The organism is Streptomyces sp. NPDC059828, assembly GCF_042731955.1.
In the GTDB taxonomy this organism is placed as follows: Bacteria; Actinomycetota; Actinomycetes; order Streptomycetales; family Streptomycetaceae; genus Streptomyces.
The window spans coordinates 49548-71758 of sequence record NZ_JBHWIW010000015.1 but is presented as its reverse complement, the minus strand read 5'-3'; the positions used below and the strand labels follow the sequence as shown (position 1 = coordinate 71758).

Here is a 22211-nt window from a genome sequence, read left to right as displayed (position 1 = left end):
GATTCAAAATCGAACACGGACTCTCACCGTGCAAGGTCCTGATGGGGCCGTCCCACAGGGCCGACAGGTCCCTGTACACAGTGGAGCCCGTCGTGGCCGGCGCGCACGCGTGTCCCCCACACCGTCGAGTAGCAGACTCACGCACCCCGCGACCGCCGCGGAGCAGACTCGCGGCGGTCGGCGTGGGGGATGCCTTCTGGTTCGGCCGGTGCGGCGGGCCTCGCGACGCCTCCATACGCGGCCTCGGTCGTCGGGCCATTCCGTTCGACGTGCAGGTCGAGAAAGTGGGCCGAGCAGGAGATGCACGGGTCGTGGTTCCGGATGACCCGTTCGCACAGCCGGGCGAGCTCGGTCTCGTCCGTGACTCCGCGGGCCAGCTCGGCCTGAACGGCATGGCGAAGGTCCTCCTCGATCGCGCCCTGGTTCTGTGCCGTCGGCGGGACCAGGCATGCTTCGGCGATGCGGCCCTCGCCGTCGAGCGTGTAGCGGTGGTAGAGCAGCCCGCGCGGAGCCTCGGTCGCACCGTGCCCCACCGCCGCCCGGGGCGGCACGTCCACATGAGCTCGTGGCGGGGGCTCGTACGCGTCGATGATCCGGAGGGCCTCCTCCACCGCGTACAGGACTTCGACGGCTCGGACGAGGATGCTTCGGTACGGGTTCGTGGAGCCCTCGTCGGGGGGGCTGCCGTTCGTGCGGGCGAGCAGCGGAGGATCGTCCAGACCGGCCTCCCGTGCCGCTTGGAGGGCGAGCGGGGAGAGCAAGTGGCCGCTGATGGCGTACCGGGCGAGGGAGCCGGTGAGGTGCCGGCGGCCGTCCAGCCTTGAGTGGAGTGCGGTGGAGTGCGGGACCTGCTCCTCGACGACGTGGTCCGAGAAGGCGTGGACGGGAAAGCTGACTGGAGCCCTTCCTCCACCGGCCCTGAGCACTGTGGGCGCGCCCGACTCGATGGCGTACGTACCGGGCTCGGCAAGAGCCAACAGATCGACGTCACACGCGGCTTCGGGGACGTCGAACCCCGAGACCCAGCGCACGGTGTCCCAGGCATCCTCCAGAGCGATGCGCAGGCGTGCTGTCAGAGGCCGGAGTTCGGAAGGGGTGGGAGCGCGATGGAACCCGCCGAGGCGGACGTTGATGGGGTGGATCGCGCGTCCACCGAGCAGTTCGATCACGGCGTTGCCCGCCTGCTTGAGCCGCAGCCCGCGTTGCACATGGGCGACGTGCCTACGGGACATGCCGAACACGTCGTCGTAGCCGAGGAAATCGGGAGCGTGCAGCAGATGGATGTGCAGGGTCTGGCTCTCGATCCACTCGCCGCAGTACAGCAGCCTGCGCAGAGCGGCGAGTTGGCCGTCCACCGTGACTCCGCAGGCGTCCTCGATGGCCCGGCAGGCACTGAGCTGGTAGGCGACGGGGCAGATGCCGCAGATCCGGGAAGTGATGTCGGGAGGCTCGGTGTGCGCGCGGCCTCGGAGGAAGGCTTCAAAGAACCGTGGGGGTTCGTAGATCTTCAGCTGGGCCCGGATGACAGTGGTGCCCCGGGTCACCAGATGCAGCGCGGCCTCGCCCTCGACGCGGGCGAGTGCCGGGATGCGCACGACACGAGACTCTGCAGCGGACTCGGTCACGGCAGGTCGTCCTCCTCCATGGCGTCCTCCAGGGCGGCGAAGGCGGTGACGTTGAAGGTGTGCAGAAACCTCCCGACCTCCTCCTCGCTCATCCCGTCACGGTGCATGAGCGGCACGAGGGCCTGCAGGTTGGTGGTTGCCGCGGGTCCGAAGCAGCCGTAGCAGCCGCGCCCGTAGGCCGGGCAGATGGCTCCGCAGCCGGCGTGGGTGACAGGCCCCAGGCAAGGTGTGCCGCGGGCGACGGTGACGCACACGGTGCCGCGGCGCTTGCAGGAGAAGCAGACGCTGTGGTTCGGAATGGCGGGCTTGCGTCCGGCCAGGAAGGCGGTGATGACCTCCAGGAGCTGGGAGCGGTCGATGGGACAACCCCGCAGCTCGAAGTCGACGGGCACGTGGGCGGAGATCGGGGTCGAGGTGGCGAGGGTAGCGATGTAGTCCGGGCGGGCGTAAACGACCTGCAAGTACTCGGCGACGTCGGCGTAGTTGCGTAGAGCCTGAACGCCTCCGGCCGTGGCGCAGGCACCAATGGTGACCAGCCGGTGGGACTCGGCACGGATGAGCCGGATTCTTTCCTCGTCCTCGGCGGTGGTGACCGAGCCTTCGACGAGTGACAGGTCGTACGGCCCGCGCCCGACGTCGCTGGAGGCCTCGAGGAAATGGGCGACTTCGACGTCTTCGGCGATGGCCAGCAGCTCGTCCTCGCAGTCGAGGAGGGTGAGCTGGCAGCCGTCGCACGAGGCGAACTTGAACACGCCAAGTCGGGGGCGGCCGGATTTCGGGAACTGGAGAGGGCCGGTCACGTCACAGCTCCCTTACGGCGAGAAGGGGCTCGGCCAGGTCGTGTGGGACGACGGGACCGTCACGGCAGAGCAGCAGTGGTCCGAGCTGGCAGTGCCCGCAGTGGCCGGTGGCGCAGCGCATGTTGCGCTCCAGGGAGACCCGGATGCGGTCGGCCCGTACCCCGCGGTGCATCAGCGCCCGGGCGGTTGCGCGGATCATGACCTCGGGGCCGCAGACGAATGCGGTGGTGTGCGTCGGGGTGAAATGGGCTTCGTCGATCAGGGAGGTGACGACTCCGACCCGCCCGGTCCAGCCGTCGGTGGGCCGGTCGACCGTGACGCCGCAGAAGGGGTGTCTCCAGTCGGGGAACTCGTTCTGGTACAGCAGATCGTCCGGTGTCCGTGCACCGGCGAGGACGTTCACGTGCCCGTATGCGTGCGGGTCGGCCAAGACGGCATGGATCAGCGGGCGAAGGGGGGCGAGGCCGATTCCCCCACCGAGGACAAGCAGATCGTGGCCGCGCGCCTCTTCTGCGTTCCAGCCGGTGCCGAACGGGCCGCGCACACCCACCGACGCGCCTGTCGGCAGATCGCACAGTGCCCGGGACACTGCGCCTACGGCCCGGATCGTATGTGTGAGCCGTTCCCCGGTGGTGCGGGACACCGAGACGGGGATCTCGCCGACGCCGAAGGCATACACCATGGCGAACTGGCCGGGGGCGAAGGTCTGAAGAGCATCACCGGCCGGCTCCAGGTCTACCGTAACCGTGTCGGCCGTCTCGTGTCGGCGATCCGCGAGGCGATACGGCAGAGGGACCGTGGTCATGCGGATGGCCCGCCCCCCTGCGGCCCGTACAGGTCGAGGAGCCGGGTGCGAGTGGCGCGCAGTCGGTCTCCGATGGTCTCGGCGACCAGGGTCACCAGCGCCAGTCCGAACGCCGGATGTGCGGCGAAACGGTCACGGACCGCGGAGGCATCGAACTCCCATGCGGTGACGGCACTTCTGGCCTCCGCCCCGAGATGCCACTGGCGCGGGGGACACAGCCACGACCAGCCGAGGAGGTGACCCGCGCAGATCGTCTCCACAACCGCACGCCCGCGGCCGGGGATCTCCACGTCGAGGGCGACGCTGCCCGAGCGAATGACCCAGAAGCGATCGGCCCGCTCACCCTCCTCGAAGAGCCGGGTGGCCCCGGGAAGGCTGACTTCGTGCGCGAGCCCCATCAACTGCTCGCGATGCTCCGTGGAGAGTGAACTGAGCATGTCCGCCGCAGGTTCAGCGCTGGCCGGAATCGTCACCGCGGCCTCTTGTCCTCGTGGCCTCGTCGTGCAGGGCGTGAGCTTCCTCGGTGAGGTCGATTCCGGTGGGGCACCAGACGATGCAGCGCCCGCAGCCGACGCATCCGGAACTGTCGAACTGGTCGTGCCACGTGCCCAGTTTGTGGGTGAGCCACTGGCGGTACCGGCTGCGTGGTGTGGCTCGGACCGGACCGGTGTGCAGTGCTGAGAAGTCCAGGTCGTAGCAGGAGTCCCAGCGGCTCCAGCGCTCGGCGTGGTCGCCGGTCAGGTCGGTGATGTCCTCGGTGGTCGTGCAGAAGCACGTCGGGCAGACCATGGTGCAGTTGCCGCAGCTCAGGCAGCGTGAGGTGACGTCGTCCCAGCGCTCGGCCTCGAGGTTGTCACGCATCAGGGTGCGCAGGTCGACCGGGGGCATGGACCGGCCCATGCGCTCGGCGGCCTGGTGTACGGCGCCGGCGGCAGCGGTGCGCGTGGCGTCGTCCGCGGTCCGGTGCGGGAGTTCCGCCAGTACGGCAGCTCCCTCCTCGCTGCCGCTCCTGCAGAGGAAGCGGTGGCCCTCGGCGTCCAGCACCTCGGTGAGCGCGAGGTCGTACCCGGCATCCACCGCCGGACCTGCGCCCATGGACACACAGAAGCAGGTCGCTCCAGGCTCCGTGCATTCGACCGCGATCAGGAAGGCGCCGGTGCGGCGGGAACGGTAGGAGGGGTCCTGGTAGCGTCCGCCGATCATCACCCGGTCCAGGATCCGGATGGCCCGCAGATCGCACGGCCTCACTCCGAGGAACGCGTAGGAGACGCTCCGTGGCGTTTCCTCGCGTACAGCCAGGTCGCCGCCCGGGGTGCGGTCCGCGGTCCACTGCCGCACACGTTCCGGATGCAGGAACGACTTCCATGACTGCGGCCCGGCACTGTGCGCGAACACGGCGGCGTCGTCCCGTCGGCGGATCCGGTACTGTCCCGCTTCCAGCTCGACACCCCAGCCGTCGGGCAACTCGTGGGCGGAGTCCAGCTCGGCGAGCACGATCGCGCCGTCCCGCACCGTGGGACCGACCACCGTGCGGCCGTGCCGCTTCAGGACGCTCACCAACGCGTGAAGACCTTCACGGCCGAGGGTCACCGACTCGGACTGTGCGTCGACAGATGTTCCGTCATTCCCGGAGTCCGGCATCCTCGGTCCTTGTTCCTGGCCGTCGGGACGGGAGCATCGCCGGCCGCTGGGACTCACCGTGTCGCAGCAGGCGACAGCCGCCGCAGCGGCCACGGACAGCGTGCCAGATCTCCGGCTTTCACGTTCGGTGCGCCGCCCCGGCGTGTCTCGGCGGGCACCGGCTCAGGACCTCCCGTGCAACAGTCGGGTGTTCCATGAGGTGCGGTGGCCAGGCCATTCGGGCGAGGCAGGTAGTGTCTGCCTGGCCTCAGGCCCGGTTGCGTTGCACGTGCCCGATGTGATTGATGTGCGCGTCAGGCCCGGGGAAGACCAAGGTCACCTTGTCCGTGTCCGACCAGCGCACATCGTATGGAGGTGTTCCGTCGTCGCGGTGAAGTCCGACGATCTCGCCGTCGCGCTTGGTGGCGCCGGTCGCCGGACTCTCGATGACGAGTTGATCGCCGAGGTGAGCTCGCATGATCGCCGCTCCCTCCTTGGAAGTTGCAGTACCCCACGTGTCCTCGGGCTTCCGTGGCCGGTGAGCACAGCGGTCACCACTCTGCCGTGTGCGGCATCGTCAGCCTCCTCACCTCGCTACCGTCAGCCCCGCGGATACCGTCAGCCCCGCGCTGATCGAGACCGATGGCGGTCGATGGCGAGCACTCGAGCCAGTCGGAGGTACGGCTGAATGGATCCGCCCCGGGGACTGATGCCTCCGCAGTGGGTGCGGGCTCGATGCCGACGGCGAACCCTCATGCACTCATGCTCTCGCCTTCAACATGTCGCTGGTCCATTGGCCACCACCATGGAACGACAGCAGCCTCCCGTCACAGGGGCCGAAGGTCCCCGACGGTGGGCCTCCAGGCCCTCCCCAGGGGAGTCGGCGACGTCCGCCCCGCGGGTGCGGACATCCCTGTGACAAGACGCGATCGGCCGCGGCCCGTGATGCAGTACCGCGTTGTTGGTCAGATCCGGTTGCAGGCCGAGCGGACGCATGCGTCGAAGTCCTGTCCCGAGTGCTCCTCGGATAAGGGAAAAGGCCGTGCTTGGCGTGTCGACGCCGCCCGTACGGAGGGACTCGTCCACCGTCATTCCAGCGTCGTACGAGTCTGAGGAAGTCGCCATGAAACCAGTCATCACCGTGGGCCTCGACGGCTCACCGGAGAGTGTTGCTGCTGCCCGTTGGGCCGCCGATGAAGCCGAGCGGCGCAAGCTCACGCTGCGCCTTCTCCACGCGTGGCCCATGCTGGTGCCGGAGCCGGCCAGCATCCCCGCGGAGATCGATCAGAACTACTGGGCGAATCGGCTCGTGCAGCACGCGCGGGCGGAGCTTGAAGGGCGCCATCCTGGCCTCTCGATCGTTGCCGACTTGGTGGCCGATGACGCCCAAGACGCATTGCTCCGGGCCGCAGCGGAGTCTGCGATGACCGTTCTCGGATCGCGGGGGCTGGAGCTCGTCGAGAGCTACTTCTTGGGCGACATCAGCCTGCCGGTCGTGGCACGAGCGGAGCGACCAGTGGTCTTGGTCCGGGCCGAATCAAGCAAGGAAGAGCCACCGCCCAGACAAGGTGCGACGGGCGGCGTGGTGGTAGCGCTGAAATTGCATGGCCCCTGCGACGATCTCCTCGACTTCGCCTTCGAAACGGCTGCGGCGCGCAACACACCCCTGCGGGCCGTTCACGGGGAGCGCCTGCCTCTCCACGCTTACGTTCCCTGGGGGGTGGACCACCACGTCACACAAGAGATCACGCAGAAGGCACACAGGCAGCTGAGCCAGGCCCTCTGCGCGTGGCGCGAGAGGTTTCCCCACGTGGAGGTGGAGGACAGCATCAGTCTCGAAAGCCCCGCCAGGGCAGTGGTGCAAGCTGCAGAGGACGGCGGGCTGCTCGTCGTCGGTCGGCGCAAGCACCGTGCCCCTCTGGGGCCCCGTCTGGGCCCCGTAGCCCAAGCCGCCGTCCACCACGCGCGCTGTCCCGTCGCTGTCGTTCCTCATGACTGAGGCGGACGGCCCCAGGGAGCCAGTGGGGTCGGTGCACCAGGCCGACCCGTCTGCCCTGCGGTCCATTACCGACCGTGACGTTGCGCCGCTCCCGCGCGCGGAGGTGCGCGAGACCCACACCGCCATCGTGTTCTTTGTCGGCGACCGCGCCTACAAGGTCAAGAAGCCAGTCGATCTGTCATTCCTGGACTACACCACCGTGGCGGCACGCCGGGTCGCCTGCGAACGCGAAGTCGCCCTCAACCGTCGCTTCTCCCCTGATGTCTACCTAGGGTTGGGAGAGATCCGGAGCCCGCATGCGGAGGCGCCCGAACCGCTCGTCGTGATGCGCCGCATGCCACCGGACCGCCGTCTCTCCCGGTTGGTACGAGAAGGGAGAGCGGTCGACGATGCCCTCCGGGCCGTCGCCCGACAGCTCGCCGCACGTCACGCGGACGCGCCACGCAGCCGAGAAGTGGACGAACAAGGCACGCGCGACGCGCTGTCGTCACGCTGGGAAGCCAGCTTCGCGCAGGTCCGGGCGCTGATGGACGACGGTTTCGCGCCGGACGGTGCAGCGGAGATCGAGCGGCTGGTGCGTCGCTATCTCGCCGGCCGCAAGCACCTGTTCGACACCCGGATCGAGCAAGGGCGCGTCGTCGACGGCCACGGCGACCTGATGGCCGAGGACATCTTCTGCCTTGACGACGGACCCCGCGTCCTTGACTGCCTGGAGTTCGACGACCACCTTCGCTACATCGACGGCCTCGACGACGCCGCCTTCCTCGCCATGGACCTGGAGCAGCTCGGCGCTCCAGAGGCTGCGGCGTACTTCCTGGCGCAGTACAGCGATTACTCGGGCGACCCCGCGCCCCCGTCGCTGTGGCACCACTACGTCGCCTACCGTGCGTTCGTCCGTGCCAAGGTCTCACTGATCCAAGCACGTCAAGGCGCTTCCGGCGCCGAGGCGGATTCCCGGCGACTGGTCACGACGGCGCTGCGCCACCTGCGCACCTCCGCGATCAGCCTGACGCTCGTCGGCGGGCTCCCGGGCAGTGGGAAAACCACCCTCTCCGGGGCACTGGCCGATCGTCTCGGCGTCACGTTGCTCAGCAGCGACCGCGTGCGCAAGGAACTGGCAGGCATCCCGGCAGACGAGTCCGCCGCGGCAGGGTACGGCGAAGGCCTGTACGCACCGGAGTGGACCGCGAAAACCTACGCGGCCCTGCTCGACCGCGCATCCGCCCTGCTGTCCACCGGCGAGTCCGTCGTACTGGATGCCACCTGGTCGGATGCGCGCCAGCGCGAAGCGGCTCTGCGTATGGCCGAGCGTGTCAGCGCCGATCTCGTGGCATTGCACTGCCGGGTTCCCGGTGATGTGGCAGCGGCACGTCTGGACACCCGCGCCCCCGGAGCATCCGACGCTGACCTCGCGGTTGCCACCGCCATGGCGGCCAACGAGCCCCCGTGGGCGGAGGCCGTCACGATCGACACCAGTGGGTCTTTGGACTCCGCGGTCGTCCAGGCGCTCTCGGCGGTACGTCCATGGGGTACCGGCCAGGCGCCGGTCTTCCGGCGCTCCTACATGGAGCCGGACTGAGGAGGACGGAGACGACGGCGCGGTGCGCACCGCCAGCCGCGCGTACGAACTGCTCGGCTCGCAGGATCCCGCCGTTCGGCGGCTGGAGGTGCAGAACGTCAAGCGCCTGCCGGTCGTGGACGACAGGGACCGGCTGGTGGGCATCGTCAGCCGTCGCGATCTGCTGAGCATCTTCCTGCGCGACGACGAGACCATCCGGGATGAGATCGTGACAGACATACTCATGCGCACCCTCCGGCAGGACCCGTCCACCACGGCCGTCGAGGTCCGCGAGGGTCAGGTCACGCTACGCGGCTCGGTGCCGTACCAGGGCATGATCCCCGCGATCGTCCGTATGTGCAGCACCGTCGACGGCGTAGTCTCCGTGTCGGAGCACCTCACCTACGGAGCTGACGACACCACGGAGCCGGACCCGTGCCTCCTCCAAGGCCGACCGCCCACCAGTGACGTCGAAGCTGACTCGACATGTCCACGGCCGCTCCCCGCCCCCAGTACCGGCAAAGGTGGGCCGTTCGGCCCGGACCGGGGTCCCTCGGCCTCTGCTCCTGGGGCCACTTCCTGGGTGAATCTGGACTTCTGGCCCCGTAGACGGCCGGACCGAGGAGGTGCTCGACGATGACTCAGCCTGTGACCGTTGGCGTGGACGGTTTCCCCGAGAGTCGCGCCGCCGCTGAATGGGCCGCAGGAGAGGCGCTTCTCCGAGAAGCGCCCTTGCGCCTGGTGCACGTGGAAGAACGGTGGCCGACGGTTTCCGGCGCCATGCCACCGGTCGATCCTGATGGTTACCGGCGATGGTCGGAAACGTTCCTGGAGGAGCATGCAGGTGAACTGCAGGGAAGCCGTCCGGGACTGGAGGTGTCGGTGTGCCGGCGTGTCGGCCGACCGGCCGCGGCATTGGCAGTCGAGGCCGACGATGCGCAGATGCTGGTGCTCGGATCGCGAGGGCGGAGCAGGATGGAGCAGTTCTTCGTCGGATCCGTAGGCACAGCCACGATCGGGCTGACCGATACCCCTGTCGTCCTCATACGCGCCCTGGAGCAGTCGACTGCCGAGGAGCTGAATGGAGACGTCGTCGTGGGGGTGGACATCCACGAGACGTCGGATGAAGCCCTGTCGTTCGCCTTCAACGAGGCGGCACGGCGCGGGTGTGGGGTCCGTGCCGTTCACGGATGGACGTTGCCTTTCGCCTTCAGCTACGCGCCACAGCTCGATCACGGTGTCCAGAAGGAAGTCGCCGAGGCGGTCGCCGGGGCTCTCGCCGAGATGCTCCGACCGTGGCGGCAGACGTATCCCTCGGTCAAGGCCGAGGAGAGGGTCCTCGTCGGAGCCCCGGCAGAGCAGTTGCTGTCCGAAGCCACCGACGCCGGCCTCGTCGTCGTCGGACGTCGCATTCGCCGCTCTCCGGTGGGGGGACACCTCGGTCACATCGCCCACGCCGTGCTCCATCATGTGACGGCCCCGATCGCCGTCATCGCTCACGACTGAGCGTGACAAGTATTGCCGATGTGTGACCGTCAGGGGCCCGGCAGGCGATACCAGCGCTCTTCGCCCGCCTGCACGGTGACACGCCGTCCACCCGGCAGGATCACCGTGAGGGGAGTTCGTTGCGCCGCGGGCACACTGATGCCCAGCCTCCCGGGACGGGTCTTCACACGAATCCCGCGATGCCCCCAGAAGCACACGGTGAACGAGAATCGCGTGAGCTCGTGGAGCGGAACGGGGTCGAGCGTCAAACCGTCTGGACCAGTTTCGATGCCGGTGATCCCCCGCTGCACGAGATCCAGGGTGCCGGCCATCGCCCCGAGATGAATGCCTTCGCCAGTGGTGCCCCCTTGGACATCTGCGACATCACTCAGCAGGGCTTCTTCGCAGTAGCGCCAGGAGTCCGGGCCCTTGAGCCTGGCCAGCACCCAACCGTGGACGAGACTGCTCAGCGTCGAGCCGTGGCTGGTGCGGGCCAGGTAGTAGGCGACGGTTCGCCGCCACAGGTCATCGTCGAGGCGGTGGCCGAGACGCTCGAAAAGCCCGGAGAGTTCTCGTGGGGAGAAGAGATAGCCGAGCATGAGAGTGTCGGCCTGCTTCGACGCCTTGTACCTGTTGACCGAATCGCCTTCGGCCTCCAAGATGCGGTCGAGACGGCGGATGTCGACGTACCGGCTCCGATAGGCGCCCCAGTCGAGCTCGGACAGGTCGCCGTATCCGTCGAACTGGCTCACCACTCCGTCGTGAAAGGGCACGTGCAAGCGGCGTGAGATGTCCTCCCAACGCTCAAGTACTTCGTCATCGAGCGAGAGACGCTCGCTCAGCTCCTCCCTCCGCGCGGGCAGGAGCCGGCCGAAGAGCTCGAGTGCACGGGTGAGGACCCAGGCTGCGGTCACATTGGTGTAGGTGTTGTCGTCCAGGCCGGGCTGCTGCGCATTCGGGTAGCAGTCGTGGTACTCGTCGGGGCCGACAACTCCTCTGATGCGGTAGCGGCCGAGAGCCGCGTCATGGGTGGCCGCACTGGCCCAGTACTGCGCGATCGCGAGCAGCAGATCCGCTCCCGGGCCGTGGAGGAATCCGTCGTCACCGGTCGCCTCGCCATAGTGCCAGACGTTGTAGGCGATCGCGGATCCCACATGCCGCTGCAGGTGGCTGTGGTCCGGCAGCCACCGGCTCGAGCGGGGATTCAGGTGGAACTCCTGAGTCTCCTCCCGGCCGCTGCTGGCGCTCTGCCAGGGAAACATCGCGCCCTGCCGTCCTCCTGCTGACGCTGCTGCGCTCGCTTGCGGGAGACGTCGGTGACGATAGGTGAGAAGGGCCCGCACCACCTCGGGAAAGTGCAGGGTGAGGTAGGGCAGTGCGAACAGTTCGTCCCAGAACACGTGACCGCGATAGGCCTCACCGTGCAGTCCTCGCGCGGGCACGCCGACATCGAGCTCCGCGGTGTGAGGCGACAAGGTCTGGAGCACGTGAAACAGGTGCAGCCGCAGAATACGGCCGGCGTCACCAGGAACGTCCAGCTCGGCCTGGTTCCACAGGCGCGACCAGGCGGCACGGTGGGATGCCAGCAAGCCGGGAAAGCCGGGGGCGTCGGTTACGTGGTCGACGGCGGCGCGAAGAGGATCCTCGGATGGCCGGTCCAGTGACGTGTGCACTGCGACCGTCTTCACCACGGTCACCGGTCTGCCCCGGGAGATCGGCAGCGCGTACGTGCCCATGGCGGTGGACTCGGTCAGGCTCGTACGGCGTTCGACTGACGGGCGGACCGTGGTCCGCAGAGCCATACTGATCCGCACGCAGGAAGCGGCAGTGCTGCACGACAGCCACAGAGTGCCGTCCGGCTCCACGCCGACCTCGTGTCCGATCAGGTGACGGCCATTCAACTCGCGATACCGCTCGACCCCTGAGTTGATGATCTCGCCGTCGAGCCCGGACTCCACTTCGACCCTTCCGCTCCAGCCGTAGGCGCGAAGCGTGGTTCGCTGACCCGCCAGATGCGGCTCGGCCATGTGCACGATGCGGGTATGGGTGACACCGAGGCGGCGTCCACGACCATCCTGGAACAACATCTGCCGGACGAGGATCCCTGCGCGCAGATCGAGCTTCAGCCGGTAGTGGCGCAGGGTGGGGTGATCAGGGGTGAGCCAGTCACCTGCGGCATCGTCGTCCGGAAGGCATCGATAGCGAAGAGGCAGCCAGTTGGGCAGGTTGACCATGTCCTCGTTCCACACTCGACGGCCCGCCACCACGGACTCCGACCGGTCGTAGCAGCCAGCCACGTACGTGCCGGGGTAGTGCACGGGCCCGGCGCAGTTCTCCGACCCCGCCCCCCGGGTCGCGAAGTAGCCGTTACCGAGGGTGCCCAATGCCTCGCGCAGGCGTTCCTGTTTGGGGTCGTACCCCTCGTACACCCACGCCCATTCCGCGGTCACGACCATGCGTCCCTCGTCACGTATGCGTCGGCGCAGTCGCTCGGCTCGACGTCGGCGAAGGCACGGGCGTTACGTCTCGGAAGTGCCGGAGCCTCGAGCGACGCGTCGCCCGCCACCTCCATGTCCTCACTCCTCGGTCGTGCTCAGTGGGTTTACGATCCGGCGCCCGGTGAGTCGGGAGGGAGTGATGAGCAACCACAGATCGCGCTGCCCTCCGGCCCACGGTGATGTCGGCGCTTCGGACTCCAGTCGCCGAATGAGGGGCTCCTCGGTGACGGCCCGTGCCATGCCCACGGCCATGACACTCCAGCCCTGGCTGAAGACGTCATCGATGTGGTCCACCTCGAACGCCACTTCGCTGCCCGCGGCGAAGGCGGGGACCTTGCCGAGGGCCGTGCGGAACGCGATCTCGCCGTCAATGCTCTGGTAGTTCACCGGCACCACAGCAGGCCCGTCGGGTGTGAGCACACCGATCCTGCCCACACCGTGCGTGGACATCAGAGCCAGGCATGCTGCCTCGTCAAGCTCAGCCAGTCCGGCGTCCCGCAGCGCCATGCCGCGGCCGGGGGGCTGGTCTACCGTCGCGCCGGACAATTCCTCGACGGTTGTCTCCAGGGCTGCGGCGACCCGGCGCAGGGTCGACGCATCCGGTGCGGCTGGCCGCTCCTCCAGGTACTGGATGTACGCCGTCGCCGCTCCGGCGCGTGATGCCACGTCCTCCAGAGTCAGTCCCAGGTTTTCGCGACGGGCAGCGAGCCGCCGCCCGAAGTCGGTGAGGGGACGTTGTGACGGCGATTGCGGCGAAGCGCCGGGAGTTGTACTCGGCATCTCGTTCACCTCTGTTCGTGCTGCTCGGGCGATAGCGCCACGGAGTCGTGGCGGGGGCCGGCGAGCACCACCTTCAGGGCGCCGGTATCGGCCGCGCGGGAGAACACGTCATATGCCTCCTCCATCTGTCCCAGCTCGAAGCGGTGGGTGACCAGAGCGGAGGTGGGCAGCTTGCCCGCTGCCATCATGCGCAGCAGGAGGGGGGTGGAGTGGGTGTCGACGAGACCGGTCGTGATCGTCACGTCCTTGATCCACAAATCCTCCAGGTGGAGAGCCGCCGGCTTGCCGTGCACGCCGACGTTGGCCACCCGACCACCGGGCCGGACCATGCGGGTGCACATCTCGAACGACTCGGGCACGCCCACCGCCTCGATGACGACATCGGCCCCGAGGCCGTCGGTGAGGTCCTCGACCAGCTGTTCGGGGCCCTCGCCCGCGTTGACGGTGGCATCGGCACCGAGGGCGTGCGCCGCGGCGAGACGCGTTTCGGCGAGGTCGACGGCGATGATCCGGCCGGGGGTGTAGAGACGGGCGGTGGCAATGGTGGCGAGTCCTATCGGTCCCGCGCCGACCACGACGACGGTGTCGCCCGGCTGGACCGCGCCGTTGAGAACCCCGACCTCGTAGGCGGTGGGGAAGATGTCCGCGAGGAGTACGGCATCCTCGCTGGCGACGCTGCTGGGCAGGGGATGGACTGAGAGATCGGCGAAGGGCACGCGGACGTACTCGGCCTGGGTGCCGTCGATGAGGTGGCCGAGGACCCAGCCCCCGCCACCGCGGCACTGGCCGTAGTGGTTCTCGCGGCAGAAACGGCACCGCCCGCAGGCCGCGATGCAGGACACCAGCACACGGTCGCCGGGTCGAACGGTCCGGACGTCGCCGCCGACCTCCATGACCTCGCCCACGGCTTCATGACCGAGGATCCGGCCGGGTTCCACTTCCTGCACATCGCCCTTGATGATGTGCAGGTCTGTGCCGCAGATGGTGACCGCGACCACCCTGACGACCGCGTCCGCAGCGTCCTTGATGGCCGGGTCGGGGACGTCGCGCCACGCCGTCCGCCCCACTCCCTCGAACACGAGTGCCTTCATGATGACGTCGCCTTCCAGCTCGTCGAGGCTCCGTTCCTTGCCAGCGTGTGCCGGGCAGCGGCTGCGCCGCTTGGGCCGGACGGCCCCGCGGCGGTCCCTCTCGGCCCATCCGAAGCGGAGCCGCAGGTGCAAGAGTGAGGAACAGGCACGCGAACGAGAGAGCCGGCGCGTCGCGGCCCGCCGCAGGTCACACCTAGCGAACCGCCCGCCCCGCACCCACGGCGGCGGACAGCCGCCGATGCTCAAGGATCGGCGCTTCAGGAGGCACCGTCATGGTCTCCACCCCGTACACCGTCGGCGACGTGATGACGCGAACCGTTGTGGCCGTGGAACGCAATGCGCAGTTCAAAGAGATCGTCGCCGCCATGGAGCAGTGGAAGGTCACTGCGGTACCGGTCGTCGAGGGCGAGGGCCGCGTGGTGGGTGTGGTGTCCGAAGCGGATCTGCTGCCCAAGGAGGAATTCCACGACACCGGGCCCGGCCTCATCGAGCAGATGCAGAACCTGGACGACACCGCCAAAGCCGGCGCGGTGCGCGCCGGAGACCTGATGACCACTCCCGCAACCACCATCCGCGCCGACGCCACCTTGCCTCAGGCCGCCCGGACCATGGCCCGTCAACGGATCAAACGGCTTCCCGTGGTCGACGCCGACGGGACCCTCCAGGGGATCCTCAGCCGCGCCGATCTCCTCAAGGTCTTCCTCCGTCCTGATGACGACCTTGCCGCGGAGGTCCGGCGCGAAGTGGTCGACCGCCTGTTCACGGTCTCCCGGCACGCCATCCGTGTCGACGTCACCGATGGAGTCGTCACCCTCACCGGCACCGTCCGTGACGGCACCCTCGTTCCTGTCGCCGAGCGCCTGGCCCATGCGGTTGAAGGCGTCGTCGAGGTCAATTGCCGGCTCACCAGCCCTCGAGAACCGTGACATCTGTGCATCAGGCCGGTGCTGCCGACGTCAATACACGGGACAGCCATGAGGTCCCCCTTGAGGCCCAGGCAGGAGGCGGACAGCTCCCGCTGACTCGCTCCTTCGACGCACCTGGCGTCATGAGAGAGCCTGCTCGGTCCAGATGGTCTTGCCGTGCTCGGCGTACCGAGTACCCCAGTGCTGGGCGAGTTGCGCGACGATGAAGAGGCCGCGGCCCCCTTCGTCGACGGTGCGGGCATGACGGAGGTGGGGGGCGGCGGGGCTTGTGTCCGAGACCTCGCAGGTGAGGGTCCGGGCCTTGATCAGACGTAGCTGCACCGGCGGTGCGCCGTGACGGATCGCATTGGTGACCAGTTCACTGACGATGATTTCGGTGGGGAGGGAATCCCCGGTCAGCTTCCAGTCGGCGAGTTGCCGCACCGCATGGGCGCGGGCTACGGCGACGGCCTCCGGATGGGAGGGAATGGTCCAGGTGGCGACGTGGTCCGCGCTGAGAATCCTGGTGCGGGCCAGCAGCAGGATGGCGTCGTCACCCATGGGTGGGGTGGGCTGGAGGGCATAGACAGCATCGTCGCGCAAGTCGTTGAGCGGGCGGTCATGACGGGACAGCGCATGCCGAAGGCGCTCCATGGCAGTTTCTGCGGCGGCACGGGAAGCCGCGAGGAATCCGTCGGTGTACAACGCCAGCATGCTGCCCGGGAGGAGCCGGAACTGCGAGGCTGCGAAGGGGGCGTCCTCGTCTCCGAGGGAAGGGCCGCCCGGGGTGTCGGGGATCTCGGTGGTGCCGTCCGGGTGAACAAGCACGGGGGCCGGGTGTCCGGCGCGGGCGATGGCGCAGTCACCGGTGAGCGGGTCGTAGACCGCGTATACACATGTGGCTCTCACGGGTTCGTCGCGCAGAGGGTCCGCGGGCGGCAGGGCAGACCGTTCCCGCGCCAAGCGGATCACGGTGTCGTTGAGGCGTGCGAGCAGATCGTCCGGGTACAGGTCCAGTGCTGCCAGCGCGTTGATGGCGGTGCGCAGCTGACCCATGGTGGTGGCGGTGTGGATGCCGTGCCCGGCCACGTCGCCCACCACGAGGCCGATCCGGGCGCTGGAGAGCGGAATGGCGTCGAACCAGCCACCACCCGCCTCGGCGGGCAGCTGGAAATGAGCGACCTCGGCGGCCATCTGGAAACTCGGGCCCTGAGGCAGGAGATGCCGTTGCAGGGTGAGCGCGATCGTGTGTTCGCGCGTGTACCGACGTGCGTTGTCCAGGCACACGGCGGTGCGTGCCGCGAGTTCGAGGGCCAGGACCAGGTCGTCGGGGGTGAAGGGCTCGGGCCGGGTCGAGCGGTAGAAGCAGGTCATTCCCAGCACGGCGCCGCGCAGGACGAGTGGAACCACGATCATGCAGTGAACCCCGCCGAGACGCATCACGTGGGCGCGTGCCGGGTCGGCGGCCAACCACGGGGTGGCCTCGTCCACGGTCACGAGGCGAGGTTCGAGGTCGCCCAGGCTCTGCGTGTACGGGGTAGGGAAGGGGAATCTGCTGGTGCCGCCCACCGGGTATGCCTGTGGCTGTCCGGTTCCTGACTTGAAAGCGGTGCGCCGCATGGGTTCGTTGCCGAAGAGTGGACCCAGTGGGGGCTCCTCCCCGCCTACCACGATGTCCAGGACATCCACCACCGCGGTGTCCGCGAAGCCGGGTACGGCCACGTCCACGAGCTCACGGCAGGTCGTGATCACGTCCAGAGAACCGCCGATCCCCTGGCGTGCGGCGTTGCGCACCGCTGCGCGTACCCGCCCCCGTTCGCGTTCGGTGACATCCACCAGGGAGGCGGCGGCCCCCATCACGCGACTGGTGGCGTCCTGGAGGCGGAAGACGGAGACCGAGTAGATGTGCTCGGGGCCGGCAACCGCTGGTGGACGGCCGTGCACGAGCCGGTCGAGGACCGGCACACCGTTGTCGAGCACTGTGCGGACCATTGCCTTCACTCCGTCGGGGTCGGCCATGTCGAAGGCCTCGGTCACGGGCCGGCCCAACAGCTGCTCGACCGAAACTCCTCGCATGCCCTCGGAGGCGGTGTTGACGCGCAGGATGCGCAGATCCGCGTCCACGACGACGAGTCCGACCGGGGACTGGGTGAACAGAGCGTCCAGGAGGGCCGAGCCCATCTCGTCAGCTTCGCTGCCCCTTCGGCGGACAGCCCAGACGCCCCAGGCCACCGACCCGTCCCCGCGCAGAACAGGCTCCACGCGCAAATCCAAGCCCTCCGGCCCGCCGGGAACGCCGGGCCGCCCGGGCCTCACGGACTCGCTGTCGTGAGCATGTCCTTCGACCAAGGTCGCGGCAGGCCGACCGACCGCATCGGCAGCGGTATGTCCCAGGAGGCGTGAGGCGCCCTCGCTCCACTCCGACACCACACCGTCCGCGTCCACGATCAACAAGGGTTCTCGTTCCGTCATGGGCCCGATCACCTCCGCCGCACACTCTGCCCTCGCCGTCCGCAGGTGGCCTGCCTTGTGGCTGCCCAGTACCCCTTCACGGAGGAGCAGCACTTCCAGCCTGCCTTCGACTGTCGTCGTGCGCTAACGCGCCTCCAGGCCCACGGTCGGCCGCAAGGGCTGGCAGTCACCCGGTGTGGCCTGCGAAGACATCCCGGCCGCCGCGCTCCCCAAAGGACTCGTCATCGGCTGCCTGCAGCGCCGCTCGGCCGGCCTCGAGTCGTGCGACGGGCACCCGGAACGGTGAGCAGGAAACGTAGTCGAGTCCGGCCTCGTGGAAAAAGCGCACCGAGGACGGGTCTCCGCCGTGCTCCCCGCAGACGCCGATCTCGAGGTCCGGGCGCGTCGCCCGGCCCTCGGCCACAGCGATGTGGACCAGGCGGCCCACGCCTTCACGGTCAATCGTCTCGAACGGCGACGCGGCGAACACGCCCTTGTCGAGATAGGCGGAAAAGAAGGCCGCCTCGACGTCGTCACGCGAGAAACCCCAGGTGGTCTGGGTGAGGTCGTTCGTGCCGAACGAGAAGAACCGGGCGGCTTCTGCGATTCTGCCGGCGGTAAGGGCCGCCCGGGGAAGCTCGATCATCGTTCCGACCGGGCACTCCACAGCGATGCCTGTCTCCGTGGAGACCGAGGTCAGCACGCTGTCCACCTCGTCCTTCACGAGACGTAGTTCCTCCACGGCGTCGACGAGCGGAACCATGATCTCGGCCCGGGGGGTACCGCCTGCCCGTCTGCGTGTCACGACGGCCTCGGCAATGGCCCGTACCTGCATGGCGACGAGGCCGGGCACGATCAGTCCGAGCCGGACCCCGCGCAGGCCGAGCATCGGGTTTTCCTCGTGCATGCGGGTGACCGCAGCCAGGAGAGAGGTGTCACGGGGGGCGGGTGACGTGCCGAGGGCCTCCTGCCGGGCCATCCGCACGGCCAGCTCCGTTCGGTCGGGCAGGAATTCGTGCAACGGCGGGTCAAGGAGACGTATCGTCACCGGCAGGCCATCCATCTCCTCGAGGATGCCGATGAAATCCGAGCGCTGCAGTGGCAGCAGCGCGTCGAGCGCGGCATTCCGGTCCCCCGCACTCTCCGCCAGGATCATGGCTTCGACCAAGGGCCGTCGGTCACCGAGAAACATATGCTCGGTACGGCACAGCCCGATCCCCTGGGCGCCGAAGCGACGGGCCCGTGCCGCGTCGTGTGGTGTGTCCGCGTTAGCCCGCACCTCCAAACGCCGTACCGCGTCGGCTTGCTGCAAGATCCGGTGTACGGGACGTACGGCCTCCTGAGCAGCGCCGTCCGGTAGTCGCCCTCCCCCGTCGAAGTAGCGCATGACGTCGGACTCGACCGTGGGTACCGCACCCACGTGGACGAGTCCCTGGGAGCCGTCCACGGAGATCACGGTGCCTTCGGAGATGGTCAGATGGCCGGCTGTGAAGCATCGTGACCGCGCGTCCACCACGATGCCTTCCACCCCGCACACGCACACCTTGCCCATGCCCCGTGCCACGACCGCTGCGTGGCTGGTCTTTCCTCCGCGGCTGGTGAGCACCGCCTGTGCGGCGACCATTCCGGGCAGATCGTCGGCCGTGGTCTCGCTCCTTACGAGAACGACCTTCTCTCCTGCTTCGGCCCTGCGGACCGCTTCGGCCGAGTCGAAGACGGCGGCCCCCACGGCCGCGCCCGGCGAGGCGGGGATTCCTCGGGCGACCACGTTGCCGGCACGGGTGGTGTCGAAACAGGGGAACATGAGCTGTGCCAGTCCTGCGCCGTCGACCCGCTCCAAGGCCTGCTGCGGTGTGATCACCCCTTCATCGGCCAGCTGTGAGGCGATGCTGAAGGCGGCCTGGGCGGTGCGTTTGCCCACGCGTGTCTGGAGCATCCAGAGTTTGCCGCGCTCGATGGTGAACTCGATGTCGCACAGGTCGCGGTAGTGCGCCTCCAGAGCGGCCATGTGCTCGCGGAGCTGTGCGAACGAGGCCGGGTCCAGCGTGGCGAGCTCCCGGAGCGGCACAGTGTTGCGCACTCCCGAGACGACGTCCTCGCCCTGGGCGCTGGGCAGGTAGTCGCCGTAGACGCCGGGGCTGCCGGTGGCCGGGTCTCGGGTGAAGGCGACGCCGCTGCCGGAGTCGGGCCCGAAGTTTCCGAAGACCATGGTCTGAACGGTGACCGCGGTGCCCAGGTCGTCCGGGATGTGTTCGCGCCGTCGGTAGAGCCGGGCCCGTTCACCGTTCCACGAGGCGAACACGGCGAGCACGGCTTCCCACAGCTGGTCGGCGGGTTTCTGGGGGAACTCGCGACCAGCCCGCTCACGGACCAGATCCTTGAAGGACTCCGTGATCCGGATCAGATCACAGACATCCAGACGGCTCTCGTCCGGTGTGCGATGCTGCTTCTCGACGCGTGTCAGCACCTCGCCGAACAACGATCCGTCGACGCCCATCACCGTATTGCCGTACATCTGCACGAGCCGCCGGTAGGAGTCCCAGGCGAACCGCTCGCGCTCCGGTGTCTTGCCCAGTCCGAGCACCGAGTAGTCGTTCAGCCCGACGTCGAGGACCGTTTCCATCATCCCGGGCATCGAAACCCTCGCCCCGGACCTGACCGAGACGAGCAGCGGGTCATCCGCCTGCCCCAGACGTTTTCCGGCCGCGCCCTCGAGGGTGGTGAGGTGGTCACGGAGTTGGTGCCTCAGTTCGACCGGAGGAACACCAGTGGTCAGGAACGTCCGACAGGCTTCCGTGGTGATGGTGAACCCGGGAGGAACCGGCAGGCCCATGCGAACCATCTCCGCGAGGTTCGCGCCCTTGTTCCCGAGCAGATCGGCCATGTCCCGGCCGCCCTCCGCGAAGTCGTACACGTAGGTGTTCATCCGTCCCGCCTGTCCCTGCGGTCGTCATCGTTCCGCGCGGGCCGCCCTTGCCCCGTGCACCTTCCACGCTGACCGGAATCGGTGCCGAGCGAGAGGGGCCGTACGTCCCTGCGTGGGGACGTTCGGTCCCAAGCGGAGCACCGTCCCAGTACAGCCCGCTCGGGTCTCCTTGGCGAAAGGACGTCCTCGTCAGCCTGCGAGCCCGTGTCGAGGCGAGCATCCGCACAGTGGCGATGGTCCTCGATGCCGCCGGGCAAAGCGTCAGGCAGGGACCGTCCCTCCGCGCGGAGGGGGCCGGTTGGACCTTGGGGCGCGGCCCTCGATCAAGAAACACTGGTCGAAGAGCCCCTCCGGACGAGGAGACAGCCCATGAACGAGCCCGAATGCCCTGCGTCCGGCGCCCGCCCCGTCGCAGGCGAGGGAAGCCGCACCGGCGAACCACGAGAGCAGCACACCCTGCTTCGGCACCTAGGTGCAGTGGCGACGGCGTTCGCCCGGCAGGCCGCTGTCCGCCATCCGGCCGCTCCGTCAGCACATCCACCTCACACGAGGGGGGCGGAGCAAAGTGATCGCGCGTCCGACATGGAGGCCACCCCGCTATTGGTCCGGGACGTCATGCACGTCTCGGCAGCGTCGGTGCGCAATGACGCGTCCTTCCTGGCGATAGCCCGGGCTCTGACCGATGCGGGCGTCGGATCGCTGCCGGTGACTGACAACCAGGGGCGGGTGGCGGGCGTGGTGTCGGAATCCGACCTGTTGGCGCAGGCCGCCGTCTTGGCAACGCGGTACCAGTCGGGTGCGCGCGGCCCCCTCGTGCGCCGACGACTGCACGACAGCGCACGCGCCCAGACTGCCGAGGAGCTCATGACCGCGCCGGCGATCACGGTGCACCCCGAAGCGACCGTCGCCGAGGCGGCATGGCTCGCCTCACTCTCGCGCCTCAAGAGACTGCCCGTGTCAGACCAGGAGGGACACCTCGTCGGCGTCGTGAGGAGGAACGACCTGCTGAGTGCCCTGGTGGGGGAGGATGCCGGCATCCAGAAGGAGATCGAGTCCACGATTCTCGCAGAAGAGTTCCCTACCTCCCACGAGACAGTGACGGTCACCGTTCATAACGGGGCAGTCGAGGTGCGTGGACGAATGGCCCGTGGCGACGCAGAGCGCCTCCTCGCCAGGATCGGTGGGCTGGCCGACGTGACCGAGGTGATCGACAACCTCACGTCGACATGATTACGGGCACACCCGCACCCTCAGTCGGCATGGCGCTACGTCATGTCCACGTACCTCAGACGACAGCGGCACGGTCGCCTTGGGGCGCCGCGCTGCACCGAGAGGAGCCCTGCCTGGATTGGGCCGATGGGCCCGAACGACAGGGACCGTTGCCTCAATGACGCGAGGATCCACATCGCCGAGTGTGGAGACGACCGCGAAGCCGGGATGCGCTGCGCGCTCCCCGTGCCGCGGTGATGCAGGGAGGCCCGCCATGTCGCAGGATCTCTCCGAACCGCAGCCACCCAGGTTCGAAGGAGGCACGTTCTGGCGCCATCTGCTCCGCGCAGCCGGACGGGGGACACCGGGTCTGAGTCGACCCGTCGACCGAGCCCGCGGCCGTCTGGTGGTCGGATTCGCCCTCTCCGTGATGATGCCACTGTCCCTCGCGATAGCGGC

The 22211-nt window shown here is 68.5% G+C and carries 17 protein-coding genes and 1 pseudogene; 6 read left to right on the top strand and 12 right to left on the bottom strand.

The features are described 5' to 3' along the window. Positions 1-137: 137 nt before the first annotated feature. The 6 genes and pseudogenes from ACFV6V_RS12150 to ACFV6V_RS12125 all read right to left on the bottom strand — a co-directional run. On the bottom strand, positions 138-1625 hold the full coding sequence (locus ACFV6V_RS12150) for a Ni/Fe hydrogenase subunit alpha (protein ID WP_385562829.1): 1488 nt from the start codon (positions 1623-1625) through the stop codon (positions 138-140). Continuing rightward, complete coding sequence (locus ACFV6V_RS12145; protein WP_385562827.1) at positions 1622-2425, bottom strand: oxidoreductase; 804 nt, start codon at positions 2423-2425, stop codon at positions 1622-1624. The genes ACFV6V_RS12150 and ACFV6V_RS12145 overlap by 4 nt, the downstream gene beginning before the upstream one ends. Before the next feature lies 1 nt (position 2426). Continuing rightward, complete coding sequence (locus tag ACFV6V_RS12140) at positions 2427-3230, bottom strand: FAD/NAD(P)-binding protein (protein WP_385562824.1); 804 nt, start codon at positions 3228-3230, stop codon at positions 2427-2429. Beyond that, complete coding sequence (locus tag ACFV6V_RS12135) at positions 3227-3667, bottom strand: cyclic nucleotide-binding domain-containing protein (protein ID WP_385562822.1); 441 nt, start codon at positions 3665-3667, stop codon at positions 3227-3229. The genes ACFV6V_RS12140 and ACFV6V_RS12135 overlap by 4 nt, the downstream gene beginning before the upstream one ends. Positions 3668-3680: 13 nt before the next feature. Continuing rightward, complete coding sequence (locus tag ACFV6V_RS12130) at positions 3681-4871, bottom strand: 4Fe-4S dicluster domain-containing protein (RefSeq protein WP_385562819.1); 1191 nt, start codon at positions 4869-4871, stop codon at positions 3681-3683. 268 nt (positions 4872-5139) lie between these two features. Beyond that, positions 5140-5328: pseudogene (locus ACFV6V_RS12125) on the bottom strand (DUF1918 domain-containing protein); the annotation flags it as partial. A gap of 645 nt (positions 5329-5973) precedes the next feature. Between ACFV6V_RS12125 and ACFV6V_RS12120 the strand changes: the two are divergent. From ACFV6V_RS12120 to ACFV6V_RS12105, 4 genes are all read left to right on the top strand, one after another. Then, entirely contained in the window at positions 5974-6849 is an 876-nt protein-coding gene (locus tag ACFV6V_RS12120; protein ID WP_385562816.1) for a universal stress protein, read from the top strand. A gap of 103 nt (positions 6850-6952) precedes the next feature. Then, positions 6953-8428, top strand: coding sequence for an AAA family ATPase (locus tag ACFV6V_RS12115; RefSeq protein WP_385562813.1), 1476 nt, complete (start codon positions 6953-6955; stop codon positions 8426-8428). Positions 8429-8450: 22 nt separating this feature from the next. Further along, positions 8451-9047 (top strand): BON domain-containing protein, encoded by a 597-nt coding sequence (locus tag ACFV6V_RS12110; protein WP_385562810.1) that lies wholly within the window; start codon positions 8451-8453, stop codon positions 9045-9047. Then, the gene (locus ACFV6V_RS12105) at positions 9044-9913 is read left to right on the top strand and encodes a universal stress protein (RefSeq protein ID WP_385562807.1); all 870 of its coding nucleotides are present in this window, start codon (positions 9044-9046) and stop codon (positions 9911-9913) included. The genes ACFV6V_RS12110 and ACFV6V_RS12105 overlap by 4 nt, the downstream gene beginning before the upstream one ends. 29 nt (positions 9914-9942) lie before the next feature. On the opposite strand, the gene ACFV6V_RS12100 is transcribed toward ACFV6V_RS12105, so the two are convergent. From ACFV6V_RS12100 to ACFV6V_RS12085, 4 genes are read right to left on the bottom strand one after another with little or no spacing between them, the layout of a single operon-like run. Beyond that, positions 9943-12348 (bottom strand): glycoside hydrolase family 65 protein, encoded by a 2406-nt coding sequence (locus tag ACFV6V_RS12100; protein WP_385562804.1) that lies wholly within the window; start codon positions 12346-12348, stop codon positions 9943-9945. Beyond that, positions 12339-12464, bottom strand: coding sequence for a hypothetical protein (locus tag ACFV6V_RS12095; protein WP_385562801.1), 126 nt, complete (start codon positions 12462-12464; stop codon positions 12339-12341). Before ACFV6V_RS12095 ends, ACFV6V_RS12100 begins: the two co-directional genes overlap by 10 nt. 4 nt (positions 12465-12468) lie before the next feature. Then, positions 12469-13170, bottom strand: coding sequence for a helix-turn-helix domain-containing protein (locus tag ACFV6V_RS12090; protein WP_385562798.1), 702 nt, complete (start codon positions 13168-13170; stop codon positions 12469-12471). Between the two features lie 5 nt (positions 13171-13175). Further along, positions 13176-14261: an alcohol dehydrogenase catalytic domain-containing protein gene (locus tag ACFV6V_RS12085; RefSeq protein ID WP_385562796.1), complete on the bottom strand. Its 1086-nt coding sequence runs from the start codon at positions 14259-14261 to the stop codon at positions 13176-13178. A gap of 272 nt (positions 14262-14533) precedes the next feature. On the opposite strand from ACFV6V_RS12085, the gene ACFV6V_RS12080 reads away from it, so the two are divergent. Continuing rightward, entirely contained in the window at positions 14534-15187 is a 654-nt protein-coding gene (locus ACFV6V_RS12080; protein ID WP_385562793.1) for a CBS domain-containing protein, read from the top strand. Between the two features lie 120 nt (positions 15188-15307). On the opposite strand, the gene ACFV6V_RS12075 is transcribed toward ACFV6V_RS12080, so the two are convergent. Next, positions 15308-17347 (bottom strand): SpoIIE family protein phosphatase, encoded by a 2040-nt coding sequence (locus tag ACFV6V_RS12075; protein ID WP_385562790.1) that lies wholly within the window; start codon positions 17345-17347, stop codon positions 15308-15310. 457 nt (positions 17348-17804) lie between these two features. Beyond that, the gene (gene ppdK / locus ACFV6V_RS12070; RefSeq protein ID WP_385562787.1) at positions 17805-20543 is read right to left on the bottom strand and encodes a pyruvate, phosphate dikinase; all 2739 of its coding nucleotides are present in this window, start codon (positions 20541-20543) and stop codon (positions 17805-17807) included. Between the two features lie 582 nt (positions 20544-21125). On the opposite strand from ppdK, the gene ACFV6V_RS12065 reads away from it, so the two are divergent. After that, positions 21126-21773, top strand: coding sequence for a CBS domain-containing protein (locus ACFV6V_RS12065; RefSeq protein WP_385562785.1), 648 nt, complete (start codon positions 21126-21128; stop codon positions 21771-21773). The last annotated feature ends 438 nt before the right edge of the window (positions 21774-22211 follow it).

What these genes read in the sequence shown, in the direction of transcription:
- ACFV6V_RS12140 (WP_385562824.1), bottom strand. Translation starts at nt 3,230, where the DNA reads ATGACCACGGTCCCTCTGCCGTATCGCCTCGCGGATCGCCGACACGAG.
- ACFV6V_RS12135 (WP_385562822.1), bottom strand. Translation starts at nt 3,667, where the DNA reads ATGCTCAGTTCACTCTCCACGGAGCATCGCGAGCAGTTGATGGGGCTC.
- ACFV6V_RS12130 (WP_385562819.1), bottom strand. Translation starts at nt 4,871, where the DNA reads ATGCCGGACTCCGGGAATGACGGAACATCTGTCGACGCACAGTCCGAG.
- ACFV6V_RS12120 (WP_385562816.1), top strand. Translation starts at nt 5,974, where the DNA reads ATGAAACCAGTCATCACCGTGGGCCTCGACGGCTCACCGGAGAGTGTT.
- ACFV6V_RS12105 (WP_385562807.1), top strand. Translation starts at nt 9,044, where the DNA reads ATGACTCAGCCTGTGACCGTTGGCGTGGACGGTTTCCCCGAGAGTCGC.
- ACFV6V_RS12100 (WP_385562804.1), bottom strand. Translation starts at nt 12,348, where the DNA reads ATGGTCGTGACCGCGGAATGGGCGTGGGTGTACGAGGGGTACGACCCC.
- ACFV6V_RS12095 (WP_385562801.1), bottom strand. Translation starts at nt 12,464, where the DNA reads ATGGAGGTGGCGGGCGACGCGTCGCTCGAGGCTCCGGCACTTCCGAGA.
- ACFV6V_RS12090 (WP_385562798.1), bottom strand. Translation starts at nt 13,170, where the DNA reads ATGCCGAGTACAACTCCCGGCGCTTCGCCGCAATCGCCGTCACAACGT.
- ACFV6V_RS12085 (WP_385562796.1), bottom strand. Translation starts at nt 14,261, where the DNA reads ATGAAGGCACTCGTGTTCGAGGGAGTGGGGCGGACGGCGTGGCGCGAC.
- ACFV6V_RS12080 (WP_385562793.1), top strand. Translation starts at nt 14,534, where the DNA reads ATGGTCTCCACCCCGTACACCGTCGGCGACGTGATGACGCGAACCGTT.
- ACFV6V_RS12075 (WP_385562790.1), bottom strand. Translation starts at nt 17,347, where the DNA reads ATGGGCTCGGCCCTCCTGGACGCTCTGTTCACCCAGTCCCCGGTCGGA.
- ppdK (WP_385562787.1), bottom strand. Translation starts at nt 20,543, where the DNA reads ATGAACACCTACGTGTACGACTTCGCGGAGGGCGGCCGGGACATGGCC.
- ACFV6V_RS12065 (WP_385562785.1), top strand. Translation starts at nt 21,126, where the DNA reads ATGGAGGCCACCCCGCTATTGGTCCGGGACGTCATGCACGTCTCGGCA.